This is a genomic window from Acrocarpospora macrocephala, from assembly GCF_009687865.1.
GTDB classification, from domain to species: domain Bacteria; phylum Actinomycetota; class Actinomycetes; order Streptosporangiales; family Streptosporangiaceae; genus Acrocarpospora; species Acrocarpospora macrocephala.
Genome location: NZ_BLAE01000023.1, coordinates 115,301 through 133,484, shown reverse-complemented (window position 1 = coordinate 133,484; position 18,184 = coordinate 115,301). Strand labels below are relative to the sequence as shown.

The following is an 18,184-nucleotide window of genomic DNA, read 5'->3' as shown; positions in this document are numbered from 1 at the left end:
TCATGACTCAGGAATCGTTTCCCCGTGATCGAAGTGAATCGGTTCTTGAGTGATCGGTTCCGTGCGTGTTCGAAGTGAGGACGGTGAGTGATGCGAGAGCCCGGCGTTTCCCCGGCGGCTGTTCCCCGCGAAGACGGCGGTTGGACCGCGTCACCGCTGGACTCGCATCAAGGGCGCGCGGGGGGCTTGAGCTCGACCGGCTCATCAGCGGACGCGAGCGCGCGCCCGCCTGGCTCACCGGTGGGCCTGCATCGGGTGGTGGCTCCCGTCGGGGTGTTGCCGCAGGCGGCCGAGCGACTGGACGCCTCGCCCGAGTTGTGGCCGGGGGAGGTGCGGATCCGGGTCGAACGGCTCAACCTGGACGCGGCTTCCTTCCGGCAGCTGTCGGACAAGCACGGCGACGCGGTGCGCGCGGAGGTTCTCGCGATCATCGAGGCGCGCGGCAAGATGCACAACCCGGTCACCGGGTCCGGCGGCATGCTGGTCGGCGTCGTGGACGAGGTCACGCCGGAATCGCCGCTCGGGCTGAAGCCCGGCGATCGGGTGGCCACGCTGGTGTCGCTGACCCTCACCCCGTTGCGGATCACCGACGGGCTCGCCCGCTGGGACGGGCACTCCGAGCAGGTGCCCGCCGAAGGCCACGCGATCCTGTTCGCCCGCTCGATCGCGGCCGTGCTGCCTTACGATCTGCCGGTCCCGCTGGCCTTGTCCGTCATGGACGTCTGCGGTGCGCCCGCCCTCACCCAGCGGGTGGTCACCCCGGGCTCGGTGGTGGCGGTGATCGGCGCTGCCGGGAAGAGCGGATCGCTGTCGCTGGCCGCCGCCCGGCGTGCCGGGGCCGCGAGGCTGATCGGCATAGTGCCGCACGCCAGGGAAGCAGAAAAGCTAACCACCGCCGGGCTCGCCGACGAGGTCGTCATCGCCGACGCCCGCGATCCGGTCGCGCTCGCCGCGGCCGTCTCCCAGGCGGGAGGTCCGGCGGACGTGACCGTGGTCTGCGTGGACGTGCCCGGCTGCGAGCACGGCTCCATCCTGGCCACCCGGGACGGCGGCACCGTGATCTTCTTCTCGATGGCGACCTCGTTCAGCGCGGCCGCTCTCGGCGCAGAAGGGCTCGCCGCCGACGTGACCATGCTGGTCGGCAACGGGTACGCCCCCGGCCACGCCGACCTGGCCCTGGACCTGCTGCGATCCGAGCCTGGCGTGCGCGGGCTGTTCGAGGGGAGACTCGCGTGAGCAAGCTGGGCCTGGATCCCGAGGTCGTCGCGAAGGCCAGGCGGCTGGCGGCGCGGGCGGCCGAGCCGATCATCGAGCTGGCGCGCACGCACACGACCGTGTCGGTGGAGCGCGCCGTGCTCCGGCTGGCCGGGGTGAGCGGGGCCGACGCGGACGGCACACCTTGGGTGAACCGGATCGTGGACGCCGTGCGGGCGCAGGTCGGGCTAGAGCACGGGATCGCGTTGCCGGTGTTCCACGCGTTGCGGGAGCACCAGGATCCGCGGGAGCTGGTGAGCGCGCGGTTCGAGGTGCCGGAGGGGGCGCAAGCCGTACAGGCCGGGAAGCGGGCACGGGAGGCGGTGGCGCGCGGGATCGCGAGGATCGACGCGAACCGGGCCGATCGGGATCGGCTGCTGGGCAAGCACGGGGATCCGGAGCCGCCGTGGGTCTATCTGATCGTGGCCACCGGCGACATCTATGAGGACATTCCGCAGGCGCAGGCCGCCGCCCGGGAGGGGGCGGACGTGATCGCGGTGATCCGCTCGACCGGGCAGTCGCTGCTGGACTTCGTGCCCGAGGGCGCCACCCGGCAGGGGTACGCCGGGACGTACGCCACGCAGGAGAACTTCCGGCTGATGCGGGCCGCGCTCGACGAGGTGTCGGGGGAGCTGGGGCGGTATGTCCGGCTGACCAACTACGCCAGCGGGCTGTGCATGCCGGAGATCGCCACGCTGGCCGGTCTCGAACGCCTCGACATGATGCTCAACGACTGCATGTACGGCATCATCTTCCGCGACATCAACCCCAAACGCACCTTCATCGACCAGCGCTTCTCCCGGCAGATCCACGCGCGCGCCGGAATCGTCATCAACACCGGCGAGGACAACTACCTGACCACGGCGGACGCGGTCGACGCCGCGCACACGGTGATCGCCTCCCAGCTCCTCAACGAACGATTCGGCCACGAGGCCGGACTGACCGACAGCCAGCTCGGCCTCGGCCACGCTTTCGAGATAAATCCGGATTTGCCGGATTCGTTCAGGCTGGAGCTGGCGCACGCGCAGCTGGTCCGCGAGCTGTTCCCCGACGCGCCGCTCAAGTACATGCCGCCCACCAAGCACATGACCGGCAACATCTTCGCCGGGTACCTGCTGGACGCGTTCTTCAACCTGGCCGGCGTGCTGACCGGCCAGTCGATCATCCTGATCGGCATGATGACCGAGGGCATCCACACGCCCTGGCTCTCCGACCGCGACCTGGCCCTGGAGAACGTGCGCTACGTCCGGCGGGCCGCGGGCGCGCTCGCCGAGGACTTCCATCCCGCGCCCGGCGGTTTCATCGTCGAACGCGCCCGGCGGGTGCTCGCCGAGACCGTGGACCTGCTCGGCCGGGTCGCCGACGACGGCCTGCTCACCGCCATCGCCGGCGGCACCTTCGGCGTCACCCGCCGCCCCGCCGACCGCGGCAAGGGCCTGGACGGCGTGATCGAGCAGGCTGACGGCTACTACAACCCGGCCACCGAGATCCTTGAGGAGCGCCCGTGACCATCTCGGTCGACACGATCAAGCAGATCATCCGCCCGTACGGCGACACGACCGGTGACGCCATGGTGCAGGTCTCCTTCACCCTGCCCGTCCCCCAGGGCCCCCGCGCCGACGCCGCCGCTCTTCAACTGGCTGGAAAAATGGGCCTGGATCCGGTCAGCGTCGTCCACACCAAGGCAATGGGCCCAGATTTCACGTTCTTCATCGTGTACGGAAAAGCCACCCACCTCATCGACTACGCGAGCATCGTCGTCCCCGAAGGGCGCGAATACCCGCTGCTCACCCCGAACCAGGTCAACCTGGCCATCAAGACTGTGCTCGCCCGCAAGCTGGTCGTCGTGGGGGCATGCATCGGGACGGACGCGCACACAGTGGGCATCGACGCCATCCTCAACGTGAAAGGCTTCGCGGGGGAGAAGGGCCTGGAGTACTACCGGGAGATCGAGGTGCACAACCTGGGCGCCCAGGTCGAGGTGGACGAGCTCGTCGCCCGGGCCAAGGGCGCCAACGCGGACGCGGTGCTGGTCTCCCAGGTGGTGACGCAGAAGAGCGCGCACCTGCACAACACCAAGCAGATGGCGGCGGCGTTCGCGGACGCGTACCCGACGTCGGTGACCGGCGGGCTCGGGCGGCCGCTGCTGGTGGTGGGCGGGCCGAGGTTCGACACGGTGACGCCGTCCGACCTGGGGGTGGACCGGATCTTCGGGAAGGGGACCACGCCCGGCGAGGTGGCCAGCTATCTGGTGGCCGCGCTGATTCCCACGTGGAACCCGGCATGAAGGTGACACATCGGCGGTATGTGCCGTATTCGCATGCGCACTATGGCGGGTCGCTGGTCGACGGCGCGTACGTGCTGGGGCTGTTCGGGGATGTCGCCACCGAGGTCTGCATCCGGATGGACGGGGACGAAGGGCTGTTCGCCTCCTATTCGGACGTGCAGTTTCTGGCCGCCGTACGGGCCGGGGACGTGCTCGAGGTGAGCGCCGAGGTGACCAGGGTCGGCAACCGGAGCAGGACCCTGGCCTTCGAGGCGCTGGTGGTCTGCCGGGCCAGGCCGGACCTGTCGGCGTCGGCCGCGGAGGTGCTGGAGCCGCCGATCGTGGCGACCACCGCGGTCGGGGTGGTGGTCGTCCCGGTCAGCTCTGGTTGAGCGCTTCGGCTTTCAGGCGCTCGAACTCCTCCTCGGAGAGGGCGCCGGAGGCGCGCAGCGAGTCGAGCTGGGTGAGCCGCTGGATGCGGGCGTCCACGTCGCTGCGCGGGTAGCGCAGGCGCTCGGAGACGGCGCGCAGGTCGTCCAGGACGACCGGGTCGTCGGGCTTGTCCGGGTCGTAGGCGACGGTGAGCGTGGCGCCCTGCGGGATCAGGGTCATGGTCCGGTAGCGGAACTCCAGCCCGGGCACGTCCGGCACCTGGATCGTGAGCCGGTAGACCGGCTGGCCGTTGACGCGCGTCGACGTCGCCTGCGCCTTCGACACCACGGCCTGCGCCGGGATGCCGTGCTCCCGCAGGTAGTCCTCCCGCTTCACGCGCGCGATCCAGCGGATGGCCAGTGTGACGGCGATGCCCAGCATGACGAAGCCGATGGCCAGGAAGACGAGCGCGAGGACCATGTTCGCGGTCTCGCTCTCCAGGCAGTGGGCGACCCGGCCGTCGACGTCCCGGCAGGTGAAGCTCGCGGCCTCGTCGTCGAGCACCAGCCAGCGGTAGGCGAAAAACGCGCCCAGCGGGAGGCTCCACAGCGCCTGGATGAGGATGGCGAAGACGATCCAGAAGCGCGCTTTCTTCGGCATGCGCGAAGACTAATGGGTGCGATTACGGAGGGGTAGATGTGTGTGCGGCATATGCTCGCTCACTGAGCGTGGCGTAGTCGAGGTCCCACAAGAACGGTCCCGGATCTCTGTGAATTCGCTCCGGGTGTGGCGCACTAAGTTACGGTAGCGTAGGTTGTGAATTCGCAGGTTAGGGGTAGAAATGTCGCGTGAGCTGACTCAGACTGAGCTCCTGGTGGAGCTGGAACACGTGGTCGAGGAGAACCTGAACCGGCATCTCGCAGTGGCCAAGGAATGGTTCCCGCACGAATACGTTCCGTATAGTGACGGCAGGACGTTCGACGGCGTGCTGGGCGGGGAGGCATGGCGTCCGGAGGATTCAACCATCCCGGAGCCGGCCCGCGTCTCGCTCGTGGTGAACCTGCTGACCGAGGACAACCTGCCCAGCTACCACCACGAGATCGCCACCACCTTCGGGCGGGACGGCGCGTGGGGCACCTGGGTGCACCGCTGGACGGCCGAGGAGGGCCGCCACGCGATCGTCATCCGCGACTACCTGACGGCCAGCCGCGCCGTCGATCCGACCGCGCTCGAGCGGGCCCGGATGACGCACATGGAAACCGGCTTCGCCACCGAATACGGCACGATGCTCCAGCAGCTGGCCTACGTCTCCTTCCAGGAGCTGGCCACCCGGATCGCCCACCGCAACACCGGCAGGGTCTCCGGCGACCCCGTCTGCGAGCGCATCCTCGCCCGCGTCGCCGCCGACGAGAACCTGCACATGCTCTTCTACCGCAACCTGCTGGGCGCGGCCTTCGAACTCGCCCCGTCCCAGACCATGCGCGCCGTCACCGACGTGGTCAAATCCTTCCAGATGCCCGGCGCCGGCATGCAGGGCTTCGCCCGCAAGTCCGTCACGATCGCGATGGCCGGAATCTATGACCTCCGCCTCCACTGCGACGAGGTCCTCGCCCCCGTCCTGCGCCAGTGGAAGGTCAACGACATCACCGGCCTCGACGCCGAGGGCGAGAAGGCCCGCGAGGAACTCAACACCTTCATGACCCAACTCGACGTCATGGCCACCAAGTTCGAAGAACGCCGCGCCGCCCGCCACGCCCGCGAAGCCGCCCGGCTCTAGGGAGTTCCCGTCAGAGGTAGAGGCCCGTGCCGTGGTCGGTCTGGGGCGTGGCGACCGCGTGGAGGTCGCGTTCGCGCATGACCAGGTAGATCTGGCCGTGGACCTCTACCTCTGGCTGGTCTTCGGGGCTGAACAGGACTTTGTCGCCGACTTTGACTGAGCGGGCGTTGGCGCCGACGCCCGTGACCTCGCCCCAGAGGAGGCGGTTTTCCATCTTGACGGTGGCCGGGATGACGATGCCCGCGGTGCTGCGTCGTTCCTCGGTCTCCTGCTCGACCTTGACCATGACTCGGTCGTGCAGCATCTGGATCTCGAACTTCGGGTCGGCCACATTTAGCAGTTTACTGGGCTTCCGACGGCAAGTAGCCACGTGTCACAAGTCCGTTAAATCCGGGCGGTGCCCGCGTGCGCGGACCGTTCCACATGCCCGAGCCTCAGCCATATATCCGGATTTTTCGCGTTGAAATAATTGGCACCCCCACTTCCTGGCGTGCCAACGCGAATCGCAGGGGTATGCCCATAATTGCCGAATTCGATTCGACGTTCTGTGATTTTGTCACGGTGTCAACCGCAGTTGAATTCTCTGAGGCTCCCCGTCAATAAGGAATCCGCCGCTATAACTATGCCTTGCGATCTCACCAGATAGCCATTTCGCGCCTTCAATAGGAAAAGGCCGTAGATATGGCACATGTCTGGATTTCCCCATAGGAGGCATGGTGGCATTCGTGCGCAGATTCGGTCCGGCCGTCCTCGGCCTGACCTCGGCCTTCGTCCTGATTCCCGGGACCGCGGCCCACGCCGTCGAGCCAATGATCAATATGAAGATCCTGCTCGTGTCCGACGGCACCCCGTCCACCGAGGCGATCGCCAACGCGATGGACTCCGAAGGCGTGCCGTACCAGAAAGTGGATCTCACCAGCCCCGGGCGGCCGATCATCACCCCCGGATTTCTGGCCGACACGGTCGGCGCGTCCGACCGGGCCAAGTTCCAGGGCGTGATCCTGCCGAACGCCAATCCCTTCACCGATCAGGCGGAAATGACCGCGCTGGTGAACTTCGAGAAGAAATTCGGCATCCGCCAGCTCAGCGCGTACGTCTACGCCTACCCGGACGTCGGCCTGAATTATCCCGAATACGCCGGAACCCTGGACGGCATGACCGCCACGGTCGTCCCCGGCGGCCCGTTCCCGTACCTGGCCGGGCAGGTGCCGTTCGAGGACGAGTCGCCCGTCGTCGGCGAGAGCTACGGCTACCTGGCCACGCCGCTGCCCGACGACCCGGCCGGCGGCCGGAGCTTCCAGCCGCTGCTCACCGCGCCCGTCCCGAACAGCGCCACCCAGGGCGTACTCGCCGGGGTCTACACCCACGACGGGCGCAGCGAGATGGTCGTCACCGCCGCGTTCAACCAGAACCAGAAGCAGTTCCAGATGATCTCCCACGGGATCATCAGCTGGCTCACCAAGGGCGTGCACTTCGGCTACGACCGCAACTACTTCGCCGTGCACGTGGACGACGTGCTCGGCGACGACACCAAATGGGACCCGGTCAACAACTGCACCCCGGCCAGCGACTGCCCGCCCGGCGTGCCGGAGACCGGCATCCGGATGACGCCCGCCGACGTCACCGCCGCCGTCCAGTGGCAGAACACCAGCGGCTTCACGCTGGACTTCTACTACAACGGCGGCGGCAGCGCGCTCTACGCGGCCGAGCACGGCGGCGCCGACCCGCTGCTGACCAGCCTCAAGGCCAACAAGGCCAGGTTCCGGTGGAGCAACCACACCTACACCCACCCGTTCCTCGGCTGCGCCCAGGACTACTCGGTCCTGCCGTGGCGATGCGCGACCAACGCCCAGGGCCAGATCGTCTGGACCTCCCGGGCAACCATCGAGGACGAGATCAACCGCAACAAGCAGTTCGCCACCCAGCACGGCCTCCCCGTCGACACCACCGAACTGGTCACCGGCGAGCACTCGGGCCTGTTCCTGCAGCCCCGCCAGCCGGTCGACAACCCCAACCTGGCCCCGGCGCTGAACAGCACCGGCGTGAAGTGGATCGGCAGCGACGCCTCCCGCGACCCGGCGCAGCGCCCGGTCGGCGGCGCGTTCACCGTGCCGCGCTACCCGATGAACATCTTCTACAACGTCGCCACCGTCGCCGACGAGGTGGACGAGTACAACTGGATCTACAACAGCCGCGCCGACGGCGGATCCGGCATCTGCGAGGACAACCCGGCCACCACCACCTGCATCCCGCCGCTGGACCCGGCCACCGGCTGGACCCAGCACATCGCCCCCATCGAGGTGCGCAACGCGCTGCGGCACGTGCTCAGCGGCCTGCCCTGGCCGCACTACGCCCACCAGTCCAACCTGACCGGCGACCACCTGCTCTACCAGGTGCTCACCGGCCTGTTCAGCCAGTACGGCACCCTGTTCTCGGCCAACACCCCCATCGTGAACCTGCGCACCTCGGCCATCGGCGCCGAGATCCGGCGCATGCGGCTCTGGCAGCAGAACATGAACCAGGTCACCGGCTACATCCAGAACGGCGTCGTCTACGTGGCCGCCCCCGACAACCTGGACGTCCCGCTGACCGCCCCCACCGGGACCAGGGTCCCCAACCTGCTCAACCTGGGCAGCAGCCCGTTCGGCTCCGCGTACGCGGGCGAGCTGTCGGCCTACCAGCGCAACGCGCTGCTCATGCCGATCAAGCTGCTGCTGCCGTAACACCCATGCGCATCGCGATGGTCACCGAGGGCACCTACCCCCACCACCACGGCGGCGTCAGCGTCTGGTGCGACCAGCTGGTGCGCGGCATGCCCGAATATCGCTTCGACCTGCACGCCATCACCGGCACCGGGCGGGAGAGCCTCGCCTGGGAGCTGCCGGGCAACGCCACCGTCACGCCCATCCCGCTGTGGGGCGGGCCGCCAGGCCGCCCGCCCCGGGGCCGGACCAGAAGACGCTTCGAGGAGCTGTTCCGCGAGATGCTCGACCTGATGCTCGACCCCTGGCAGGGGTCGGCGGCCCGCTTCGGCGCGCTGCTGCGCGAGCTGCTCCAGAGCGGCGTCCCGCTCTGCGGCGAGACCTCGGTGCGCTGCGTGCTGGACGTGTGGGAGGCGCGGCGGGCCGAGTTCGAGCGGCTCGGGGTGACGCCGACCGTGCGGGACGCGGTCACGGCGGTGGATCTGATCGAGCATTCGCTGCGCCCGCTGCTCCGCCCGGCGCCCGCGGCGGACGTCACCCACGTGGTGGCGAACGGGCTCGCCGTGCTGCCCGCGTTCGCGGCGAAGTGGACCGAAGGGACGCCGTTCGTGCTGACCGAGCATGGGGTGTACCTGCGGGAGCGGTATCTGGGGTTCCGGAACTCGCCGTACCGGTGGCCGGTGAAGGCGCTGATGCTGAGCTTTCTGCGGCTGCTGTGCGCGGCGGCGTATCTGGAGGCGAGCCTGATCACGCCGGGGAACAAGTTCAACATCCGGTGGGAGGTGCGGTGCGGGGCCGATCCGGCCCGGTTGCGTACGGTCTACAACGGCGTGGACCCGGAGCAGTTCGAGCCGGCGGGGTCCGAGCCGGAGGCGCCCACGCTCAGCTGGGCCGGGCGGATTGACCCGATCAAGGATCTGGAGACGCTGATCCTGGCCTTCGGGCGGGTGCACGCGAAGCTGCCGGAGGCGCGGTTGCGGGTGTTCGGCGGGACTCCGGCCGGGCGGGAGGGCTATCTCGCCGGGTGCAAGGAGCTGGCCGGGGATCTGCCGGTCGCCTTCGAAGGGCGGGTGGACAACATCCGGGACGCGTACACGGCGGGGCATGTCGTGGTGTTGTCCAGTATTTCGGAGGGGTTTCCGTACACGCTGATCGAGGCGATGGCGACCGGGCGGGCGACGGTCTCCACCGATGTGGGCGGGGTGCGGGAGGCCGTCGCCGGGACCGGGCTCGTGGTGCCGCCGCGCGATCCGGAGGCCATGGCGGAGGCGTGCCTGACCCTGCTCAATGACCACGAGCTGCGTAACCGGCTGGGGGCTGAGGCGCGGGAGCGCGCGCTCGGGTTGTTCACCGTGGATCGGGCCGTGGACAGTTTTCGCACGCTCTATCCGCGGCTGGTGGCGGCATGAGCGCGCCCACCGTGCTGCCGGAGCCGGTGGACGATCAGGTGCATGAGCTGTGCGCCAACGCGGTCGATCCGCTGGAGATCGCGGCCGGATTGGAGTTCGGCGGGCTGACCGACGAGGCCGCCGCGCGGCACGGGCATTCGGACGTGTTCGCGTACGCGGAGGCGCTGTATCGGAGCGTGCCGCGCAAGCCGGTCGAGCCTACGGTGGAGGTTCCCACGCCGTGGGACGGGAATCCGGGGCGGCATGCCATCCGGGGGATCCTGTTCGGGCTGCCCGGGTTGTGTTACGTCACCGCGGCGCAGGCGGTGACGGGGTCCACGGTCGTGCTGGTGGTTTCGCTGCTGCTCGCATGGGCGTACGGGCAGGGGGCCGCCTATCTCGCCTATGTGGCGATCGGCCACGGGGAGGCGGGGCTGGCGGTCGCGCGGCGGGCGCTCCGGCTCGGGCTGGCGGTGCTGGTGCCCGTCATCGCCGGGGTCGGCGTGCTGACCTCGGCGAGCGTGGCCGGGATCGTGCTCGCGGTCGGGCAGGCGGCCTACCTGCTGGCGGCCGGGGTGATCCTGGTCGCCGACGGGGAGCTGGTGCTGCTGGCCGTGCTCGTTCCCGGGTGCGTGGTGAGCGCGGTCCACCTGGCCAGCGGGTGGCCCGCGCCGTGGGCGGTCTGGGCGGCGGGCGCGCTCTCCGTCGCCGAGGCCGTCGTGCTCGCCGAAGTCGTCAGCCGCACCTCGGCCAAGGCCGTCACGCGGGGGAGGCTGCTCGGCGCGATCCCCCCTGCCCTGTTCGGGGCGCTCTGCGGCGGGCTGCTCGCCGTGGGGACGAACGGGGCGCTGGCCATGGTGCCGCTGTCGCTGAGCATGGGCGCCGCCGAATGGGCGGTGTTCCGGTTCCGGCGCGGCGGGCACCTGCTGCTCGGCCGGACCGCCACCGCGCGGCGGTTCGCGCGCGCCGTCCGAGCCGAACTGTTCGGCGCGCTCGGCCGGTATCTCGCCGTGCTACTCGCCCTCACCGCCCTTGCGGGGATGCTCGCGCAGCCGGAGACGCTCCGGCTGGCGGCCAACCTGGCGCTCGGGGGCGCGGTGCTGGTCGCGCTCATTCTGCAGTCCTGCGGGATCAACGGTCCCGTGCTCGGGCTCTTCGCCGTCACCCTGGCCGCCGAACTGGCCGCGCCGAAGACGCCCGGGATCCAGTTCGCCGCGCATCTCGCGCTGCTGCTCGCGATCACCTGCCACGCCTGGTCGGCGGTCGCGCGCACCTCCCTGCACAGATGACCCCCTACAGAACAGGCTTGCGATGCGAATGCACGCTGTCACAGGAGCCGACGGCTTCATCGGCTCCCACCTCGTCGAACTGCTGGTCGAGCGCGGCCATCGGGTGCGCGCGATGGCCCAGTACAACTCGTTCGGAAGCTGGGGGTGGCTGGACACCCTCGCCCCCGATGTGCTCGCCTCGGTCGAGGTCGTGCCCGGCGACGTGCGCGATCCCGGCAGCGTACGGCAGCTGGTGGCCGGGGCCGACGTCGTCTACCACCTCGCGGCGCTGATCGCGATTCCGTACTCCTACACCGCCCCCCGGTCGTATGTGGAGACCAACGTGCTGGGCACGCTCAACGTGCTGGAAGCCGTCAGGGACGCCTCCGCCGGGCGGCTGGTGCACACCTCGACCAGCGAGACCTACGGCACCGCGCGCTCGGTGCCGATCTCGGAGGCGCATCCGCTGCAGGCCCAGTCGCCCTACGCGGCCTCCAAGCTGGGCGCGGACAAACTCGTCGAGAGCTACCACCTCAGCTTCGGGCTGCCCGCCGTGACGCTGCGGCCGTTCAACACCTTCGGCCCGCGCCAGTCGGCCAGGGCCGTGATTCCGACAATCATCGGGCAGATCGCGGCCGGGGCGCGTTCGGTGCGGCTCGGCGCGATGCGCCCGACCCGGGACTTCCTGTACGTGAAGGACACCGCCGCCGCCTTCGCCCATCTCGGGACGGCCGAGGGCGTCGAGGGCGAGCTGTTCAACGCCGGGACCGGCGAGGAGATCTCCATCGGCGACCTGGCCGGGAAGATCGCCGAGATCATGGGCGCCGCGGTGGAGTTCAGCTGCGAGACCGAACGGCTGCGCCCGGAGAACTCCGAGGTCATGCGGCTCGTCTGTGACAGCTCCCGGCTCCAGGCCCGCGGCTGGGCTCCGGCCTGGACGCTCGACGACGGGCTCAAAGCCTGCGCGGCCTGGTTCCCGGGCAACCTCGACCGGTACAAGACGACCATCTACAACGTGTGAGGGATTCGTGCACGCAGTGATCCTGGCGGGTGGCAAAGGGGTTCGCCTCCGCCCATACACCACCACGCTGCCCAAACCGCTGGTGCCGATCGGCGAGCAGTACTCCATCCTGGAGATCATCATGCGCCAGCTCGGCGAACGCGGCTTCACCACCGCGACACTGGCCATCGGACATCTCGGGCATCTCATCCGGGCGTACGTGGGCGACGGCGCCCAGTGGGGCCTGCACGTCGACTACGCGCTGGAGACCTCACCCCTCGGCACGATGGGCCCCCTGCTCACCATGCTCGACGACCTCCCCGCCCAGTTCCTGGTCATGAACGGCGACATCCTCACCGACCTCGACTTCGGCGACCTCCTCCACGGCCACAGCCAGGGCCGCGCCCCCCTCACCATCGCCACCTACCGCCGCGAGGTCAAAATCGACTTCGGCGTCCTCACCGCCGCCGACGGCCGCATCGTCGAATTCACCGAGAAACCCACCATCGACTACCGGGTCAGCATGGGGGTGTACGCCATTTCCAAACAATGCCTGTACGGCTACCCGCCCGGGTTGCCCCTGGGCTTCGACGAACTCGTGCTCGACCTGCTGCGGAAGGGGAGGCATCCGGCGCAGTACGACTTCGACGGGCACTGGCTGGATATCGGGCGGCCCGACGATTACGACCGTGCCAACGCGGAGTTCGACTTGCTGCGTCCGGCACTGCTGCGAGGCGTGTGACATGCGCGTGCTGCTCGTCGGCGCGTCCGGTTTCGTCGGACGGCATGTGCGAGAGCGGCTGGGGGGCGTCGAAGTCGCGGCCCCCAGCCGGTCGGACCTCGACCTGGTCGAGACGCCACACGCGCAGATCCGCCGAATCCTGGAGGACCTGCGGCCGACGGCTGTCGTCAACTGTGCCGGCGTCGTGCACGGGTCTCCGGAGCGGTTGGTGGCCGGGAACGTGGTCGGGGTGGCTCGGCTGGCGCGGGCGGTAGGGGAAGTCGTGCCGGAGGCGCGGGTCGTGCATGTGGGGTCGGCGGCCGAGTACGGGGCCCATGACGTGCCGGTGGGGGAGGGGGCGGAGTGCCGGCCGCTCGGAGAGTACGGGCTGACCAAGCTGGCGGGGACCCGCCTGGTGGCGGGGGTGGTCCGGAACGGAGTGGTGTTGCGGCTGTTCAATCCGGTGGGGCCGGGGGCGCCGCTCGGCAGTCTGACCGGGCGGCTGGTGGCGGGGATGCGGGCCGGAGGCGAGTTGCGGCTAGGGGTGACCAGTGACGTGCGGGACTTCGTGGATGTCCGGGACGTGGCCGAGGCGATCGTGGCGGCGGCGCTCGCTCCGGGGGTGTTGCCGCCGGTGCTGAATGTGGGGACCGGGCGGGCGGTAGCCGTACGGGATCTGGTGGAGCTCATGATCGAGGTGGCTTCGTGGCGGGGGCGGGTGGTGTCCGCTTCGGAGGGGAGTTCGGCGTTGCCGTGGTCGTGCGCCGACGTCACGGCGATCGGGGCCGTGCTGGGCTGGAAGGCGAGGATCGCCTTGCGGGATTCGCTGGCGGACGCCTGGAATGAGGTTCCTGCGTGAGCGTGCTGGTTCCTGCGTACTTTCATCCGGTCGCCCAGGAGGCGGCCTGGCGGCGGCTGGCCGCGCGGCCGCCCAAGACCGTGGTGCTGAACGTGGACAGCGGGCCCGGCACGACCAGGGACCCCGATTTCGTCCGCGTCCTTGAGCCGTTGCTGGCGGCGGGCGTCGAAGTCCTGGGATACCTCGACACCGCCTACGGCGACCGGCCGATCCGGGAGCTGGTGGTGGACGCGCGCCGCTACCGCTCCTGGTACGGCGTCGGCGGCGCCTTCCTCGACCAGGTCGCGGCGGGCGCCGACCGGCTCTCCCACTACCGGGTCGCCGCGGCAGCCCTGCGCGGCCAGGGCCGCCTGGTCCTGAACCCCGGCGTCTACCCCGACCCCGGTTACGCCGCCGTCACCGACCTGCTGGTCACCTTCGAAGGCCCATGGACCTCCTACCGCGCGGTAAACGCCCCCGCCTGGGCTCGCCTCCCCGAACAGTTCTGCCACCTCGTGTACGGCGTGCCCGGCTGGGCCCGCCGATTCGTGCAACGCGGCGCCAGCCGGCTGGCCCAGACGATATTCGTCACCAGCGGAGCCTGTCCCAACCCTTGGCAAAACCTTCCCACCTATTACGAACGCCTCCCTCTCCCCAGGAATGACAACGCTGCACCAGGGCGTCGTTCCAAAGGAGAGTGAGGTATTTCATGAGTCGGTTGGGCACGTTCGGTATCTGGAGTACGGCGTGGACCAATGCCCTGCGTGAAGACGGGAAGCTCGGCCCCGAGTTCGCCGACGCCGCGTCAGAAGTCGACCTGCTCGGTTACGACACGATCTGGCTGGGCGGATCCCCGGCGGTGACATTCGCGGCGCCGCTGCTCGAAGCGACGCCGCGGATCACCGTGGCCACCGGCATTCTCAGCATCTGGCAGCACACGCCCGCCGAAGTCGCCGCCCAGCGGGCCGAACTGGAGCGCGCGTATCCCGGCCGCTTCGTTCTGGGGCTCGGGGTGAGTCATGAGAGCTTCACCGATCAATACAAGCGGCCGTACTCCGCGATGCGGGAGTATTTGACCGCGCTGGACGAAGCTCCCGAGCCCGTGCCGGTGGACGAGCGCGTGCTGGCCGCTCTCGGGCCGAGGATGCTGGCGCTGGCCAGGGATCGGGCGGCGGGGGCGCATCCGTACCTCGTGACGCCCGAGCACACCAGGTGGGCCCGGCGGGTTCTCGGCCCAGACGCCCTGCTGGCACCCGAACTCATGGTCATTCTCGACACCGACGTCGAGAAGGCACGCGCCATCGCCCGGCCGTATCTGACCCTCTATCTGGGACTGCCCAACTACACCGGCAATCTCGCCCGGATGGGTTTCACCGACGACGACTTCTACGACGGCGGAAGCGACCGTCTCGTGGACGCCATGGTCGCGATCGGCGACGCCGACAGCGTCGCCACCCGGGTCCGGGACTTCCTGGCCGCAGGCGCCGACCATGTCGCCATCCAGGTGGTGAGCGAGGACCCCGAACACGACCTTCCCTACGAGTCCTGGCGCCTCCTGGCCACCGCCCTCTCCCTCAAACCCTGACCGAATTCCGGCCACCACCAAAATGGAGATCAGGCACCTGGCTTTCCCCTCGTCCCCATCTTGTGACCAACCATTAGTCCCGAAATTTCGTGATATCAGGATTTATGTCCGGATAACGGGTTGATAATCGTGTGACGAACCTCCGCCTCCTGCGGCTACGTTTTCATCCCTATTCGCCGCGCGGAATGGGGTGAAACGGTGACCGCGAATTTGCCGGTTCCCTACGAACAGTACAACGCCCCCAAACCCGGAGGCCCCCACAAGATCGCCATCATCGTGGCCATCCTGGTGACCGCCGTGGTCGTCGGCCTCGTCATGTTCTTCTGGGGCCCAGTCGCCCCCGCCAAACTCACCAGCGCCACCACCACGGCCCCAACCACAACCGTCACCGAATCCGTGACCGCCACCGTCACCGCGAGCCCCAGCGCGAACGTCGTCATCGCCCCGACACCAGACCCCACCCCGACCGCGACCACGGCCCTCCCCACGGAAACCGCCCCCACCGACATGCCCGTCGGCCAATCCGAATACCTGGCCGACCTGGACATCGACCGAGGCGGCGGCAACTACGGCGTGGACCCCCTCGCCATCAACGGCCAGATCTTCGTCAAAAGCGTCGGCCTCGGCGTCTGGAACATCGGCGACGCCAGCTTCGCCGAATACACCCTCGACGGCAAAGCCAAACGCCTGGAAGCCACCATCGGCCTCAACGACGCCCTCAGCCCCGACGCCGTCGTCGAGTTCACCATCTCCGGCAACGGCCGCCAACTCATGCGCAAACGCATGAAGTATGCCTCCCAGGAAAAGATCTCAGTCCCCATCGAAGGCAACGTCAAACTCCGCATCACCACCGTCCGCGTAGGCGGCGAAAACGCCAACGGCAACAACCGCGGCGCCGTCCTCGGCGACGCCATCCTCATCCGCTGAATCCAGTGAATTGACCTATTCCACTGGCCACGCGGAAATTCCGCGAAAGCCGATCCCAGGGAGTACATGCGGCTTCGCGGCCCGATTCTCCTGTCCTGGTCTCGCCCGCACCGCCGTACTCCCCGTGAGAGCGCTCTCATGAGAGGATTCCGGCTATGGAATGGATCAATGAACCGAAGTCGTGGTCGGCGGGCGAGGGCACGCTGACCGTCAACGTCGAGACCAAGACGGACCTGTGGCAGCAGACGCACTATGGGTACTCGTTCGACAACGCGCCCATGTACGGGCGGGTGGTCGAAGGGGATCTGCGGGTGACCGTGACCTTCGATGCGGACTACGCCGAGCAGTACGACCAGGCGGGGGCGATTCTGCGGATCGATGAGAAGAACTGGATCAAGGCGGGGACCGAGTTCGTGGATGGGGCCCTGCAGATCAGTGTGGTGGTGACGCGGGAGTTCTCGGATTGGTCGGTGTTGCCCGCGCCGGGGTCGCCGTCGTCGGTGACCATCGATCTGCATCGGGAGGGGGACGCGGTCACGGTGCGGTATGGGGTGGATGGGGGTGAACCGGTGAACATGATCCGGCTGGCGTACTTTCCGCCGGGGGTGCCCGCGCTGGCGGGGGCGATGGCGGCGGCGCCGGTCGGGAAGGGGTTCGAGGCGCGGTTCACGAAGGTGTCGATCAGCTGACGCGATCCGCTCGTCCCCGGGTGCCGATGGGTAAAGTCACGGTAAAGGGGGCGTTGCGGGTGGCGGTGAAATATGAGGACCGTATTCCCGGCGACGGCATGTACGTCGTCGGGATCGACGTCGCACCGGGGCAGTATCGGTGCCAGAGCTCGGGTGACGGTTACTGGGTGCGCTATCCGGCGTCCATGATCGGACCGGTCACCACCAGGCATCAGGGCGAAGGTACGGTGTCCGTCGTCATCGAACCGGATGACACCGCCTTCGACAGCCATATGCCCGCGGACTGGGTCAGGGTGGTGGTCCGGCGAGCCGGCCTTCCGGAGCCGCAGAAACCGGAGCGTACGGGGAGACGGGCGCGCACCATCCTGGATCCGGATATCCCCGCCGATACCAGGAAGGCGCTCCAGGCCGACCTGGCGCTGGTACGGCACGTGCGCACGGGCAGCCCCTGGTCCCGCTACGGATCGGACAAGAAGGACGGCTGGCGGGCCCCGATGCGCTTCATCCTGTGCATGGTGACCTTCATTTGGGCCTCACCGCAGCTGGGCGTGATCCAGACCGCGCTGATGATCGCGGTGGTTCTCGGCATGCTGTCGGTGTTACGGCGGGGGCATACCCTGCCGAGGCAGCGGCTGGCCGAGCTCGCGCACGCCAATCCGGGCTGGTTCCTGGTGGATCAGGACTTCGACGACGCCGGCCGGGCGCTGGTGGTGCGCGCGCAGAAGGCGATCCGGCGGGTGCGGAAGGCCACCGTCTACCAGGAGGGCCTGCTGGACGCGGCCGATCACGAGGTCATCCTGCCCGTGGAGGAATGGGAGATCGCCAAGGCGCTGAGCAGGGTGGCCCGGCTGCGCGCCGATCAGGCCCAGCTGCTCGCCGGCGGGGTGGCCGCTCCGGTCGAGGAGGCGCTGGCCCCGATGCGGGAGACCCTGGACACGGTGGTCGCCTCGGTGACCAGCCGCGTCGAGGCCCTGGAGCGCTACGCCGCCCGGGTCCGCGAAGCCGACCGCCTGTTCCAGGCCCATGATCAGCTGCGCGCGCTCGCCGACCAAGCGGACGAATACCAGGATCTCCTGGCGAGCACCGTGCGGGACGACCTGGCCAAGGGGGAGATCGAACGGCTGTCCCGCAATATCGAGCAACTGCGTGCGGCTTTGGATGAGAGCCTGATCGCCGCCCGGCAGGCAGCCCTCGAAGTCAGTCCCGGGCGAAACTAGCAGGCTGGTCTCGGTCGGGATCAGAATAAGCCGGGTCGCTCGCCGTTATCCGGCGCCGTTCGCGCTAGCGGTGGTTCTCGCCGCACCGGCGCCGAGAGCGGCGAAATTGACGCCCCCGGGCAGCCGCGAGTCCTGGCTTGGACTGCCGGTTGAGGATGTTTCGGCGGCGACCCCCCAATT

The 18,184-nt window shown here is 68.8% G+C and carries 18 protein-coding genes; 16 read left to right on the top strand and 2 right to left on the bottom strand.

All coding sequences use genetic code 11. The features are described from left to right. Positions 1–240 precede the first annotated feature (240 nt). From kdd to kal, 4 genes are read left to right on the top strand one after another with little or no spacing between them, the layout of a single operon-like run. The gene (kdd, locus tag Amac_RS21155) at positions 241–1,236 is read left to right on the top strand and encodes an L-erythro-3,5-diaminohexanoate dehydrogenase (RefSeq protein ID WP_155356111.1); all 996 of its coding nucleotides are present in this window, start codon (positions 241–243) and stop codon (positions 1,234–1,236) included. Continuing rightward, the gene (gene kamD, locus Amac_RS21150; protein ID WP_155356110.1) at positions 1,233–2,762 is read left to right on the top strand and encodes a lysine 5,6-aminomutase subunit alpha; all 1,530 of its coding nucleotides are present in this window, start codon (positions 1,233–1,235) and stop codon (positions 2,760–2,762) included. The genes kdd and kamD overlap by 4 nt, the downstream gene beginning before the upstream one ends. Beyond that, positions 2,759–3,541 carry a lysine 5,6-aminomutase subunit beta gene (kamE, locus tag Amac_RS21145; RefSeq protein ID WP_246268532.1) on the top strand — a complete coding sequence of 261 codons (783 nt, stop codon included), beginning with the start codon at positions 2,759–2,761 and terminating at the stop codon, positions 3,539–3,541. The genes kamD and kamE overlap by 4 nt, the downstream gene beginning before the upstream one ends. Continuing rightward, positions 3,538–3,912: a 3-aminobutyryl-CoA ammonia lyase gene (gene kal / locus Amac_RS21140; RefSeq protein WP_155356109.1), complete on the top strand. Its 375-nt coding sequence runs from the start codon at positions 3,538–3,540 to the stop codon at positions 3,910–3,912. Before kamE ends, kal begins: the two co-directional genes overlap by 4 nt. On the opposite strand, the gene Amac_RS21135 is transcribed toward kal, so the two are convergent. Then, positions 3,899–4,552: an SHOCT domain-containing protein gene (locus tag Amac_RS21135; protein ID WP_155356108.1), complete on the bottom strand. Its 654-nt coding sequence runs from the start codon at positions 4,550–4,552 to the stop codon at positions 3,899–3,901. The two genes, kal and Amac_RS21135, sit on opposite strands and share 14 nt — an antisense overlap. Positions 4,553–4,733: 181 nt before the next feature. Here Amac_RS21135 and Amac_RS21130 point away from each other — a divergent pair, with 181 nt between their 5' ends. Further along, entirely contained in the window at positions 4,734–5,669 is a 936-nt protein-coding gene (locus tag Amac_RS21130; RefSeq protein WP_155356107.1) for an acyl-ACP desaturase, read from the top strand. Positions 5,670–5,679: 10 nt separating this feature from the next. Here the strand turns inward: Amac_RS21130 and Amac_RS21125 are convergent, their stop codons facing one another. Next, positions 5,680–6,000, bottom strand: a complete 321-nt coding sequence (locus Amac_RS21125; protein WP_155356106.1) for a GroES family chaperonin — start codon at positions 5,998–6,000, stop codon at positions 5,680–5,682. A gap of 394 nt (positions 6,001–6,394) precedes the next feature. Between Amac_RS21125 and Amac_RS21120 the strand changes: the two genes are divergently transcribed. The 11 genes from Amac_RS21120 to Amac_RS21070 all read left to right on the top strand — a co-directional run bounded on the left by Amac_RS21120 (position 6,395) and on the right by Amac_RS21070 (position 18,004). Then, positions 6,395–8,392, top strand: coding sequence for a hypothetical protein (locus Amac_RS21120; RefSeq protein WP_155356105.1), 1,998 nt, complete (start codon positions 6,395–6,397; stop codon positions 8,390–8,392). A 5-nt stretch (positions 8,393–8,397) separates the two neighbouring features. Continuing rightward, positions 8,398–9,780 (top strand): GT4 family glycosyltransferase PelF, encoded by a 1,383-nt coding sequence (pelF, locus tag Amac_RS21115; protein ID WP_155356104.1) that lies wholly within the window; start codon positions 8,398–8,400, stop codon positions 9,778–9,780. After that, on the top strand, positions 9,777–11,048 hold the full coding sequence (locus Amac_RS21110; protein ID WP_155356103.1) for a hypothetical protein: 1,272 nt from the start codon (positions 9,777–9,779) through the stop codon (positions 11,046–11,048). Before pelF ends, Amac_RS21110 begins: the two co-directional genes overlap by 4 nt. A gap of 28 nt (positions 11,049–11,076) precedes the next feature. Then, a complete protein-coding gene (locus tag Amac_RS21105) occupies positions 11,077–12,048 on the top strand; it encodes an SDR family NAD(P)-dependent oxidoreductase (RefSeq protein ID WP_281356315.1) in 972 nt (323 codons plus the stop codon). Positions 12,049–12,055: 7 nt separating this feature from the next. After that, the gene (locus tag Amac_RS21100; RefSeq protein ID WP_155356101.1) at positions 12,056–12,769 is read left to right on the top strand and encodes a sugar phosphate nucleotidyltransferase; all 714 of its coding nucleotides are present in this window, start codon (positions 12,056–12,058) and stop codon (positions 12,767–12,769) included. 1 nt (position 12,770) lies between these two features. Further along, the gene (locus Amac_RS21095; RefSeq protein WP_155356100.1) at positions 12,771–13,607 is read left to right on the top strand and encodes an NAD-dependent epimerase/dehydratase family protein; all 837 of its coding nucleotides are present in this window, start codon (positions 12,771–12,773) and stop codon (positions 13,605–13,607) included. Beyond that, positions 13,604–14,287, top strand: coding sequence for a spherulation-specific family 4 protein (locus Amac_RS21090; RefSeq protein ID WP_155356099.1), 684 nt, complete (start codon positions 13,604–13,606; stop codon positions 14,285–14,287). Before Amac_RS21095 ends, Amac_RS21090 begins: the two co-directional genes overlap by 4 nt. An 8-nt stretch (positions 14,288–14,295) precedes the next feature. After that, on the top strand, positions 14,296–15,171 hold the full coding sequence (locus tag Amac_RS21085) for an LLM class F420-dependent oxidoreductase (protein WP_155356098.1): 876 nt from the start codon (positions 14,296–14,298) through the stop codon (positions 15,169–15,171). A gap of 198 nt (positions 15,172–15,369) precedes the next feature. Continuing rightward, entirely contained in the window at positions 15,370–16,098 is a 729-nt protein-coding gene (locus tag Amac_RS21080) for an NPCBM/NEW2 domain-containing protein (protein WP_155356097.1), read from the top strand. 155 nt (positions 16,099–16,253) lie between these two features. Then, complete coding sequence (locus Amac_RS21075; RefSeq protein ID WP_155347240.1) at positions 16,254–16,787, top strand: DUF1349 domain-containing protein; 534 nt, start codon at positions 16,254–16,256, stop codon at positions 16,785–16,787. Between the two features lie 26 nt (positions 16,788–16,813). After that, the gene (locus Amac_RS21070) at positions 16,814–18,004 is read left to right on the top strand and encodes an Rv1352/Rv1906c domain-containing protein (RefSeq protein ID WP_155356096.1); all 1,191 of its coding nucleotides are present in this window, start codon (positions 16,814–16,816) and stop codon (positions 18,002–18,004) included. Positions 18,005–18,184 lie beyond the last annotated feature (180 nt).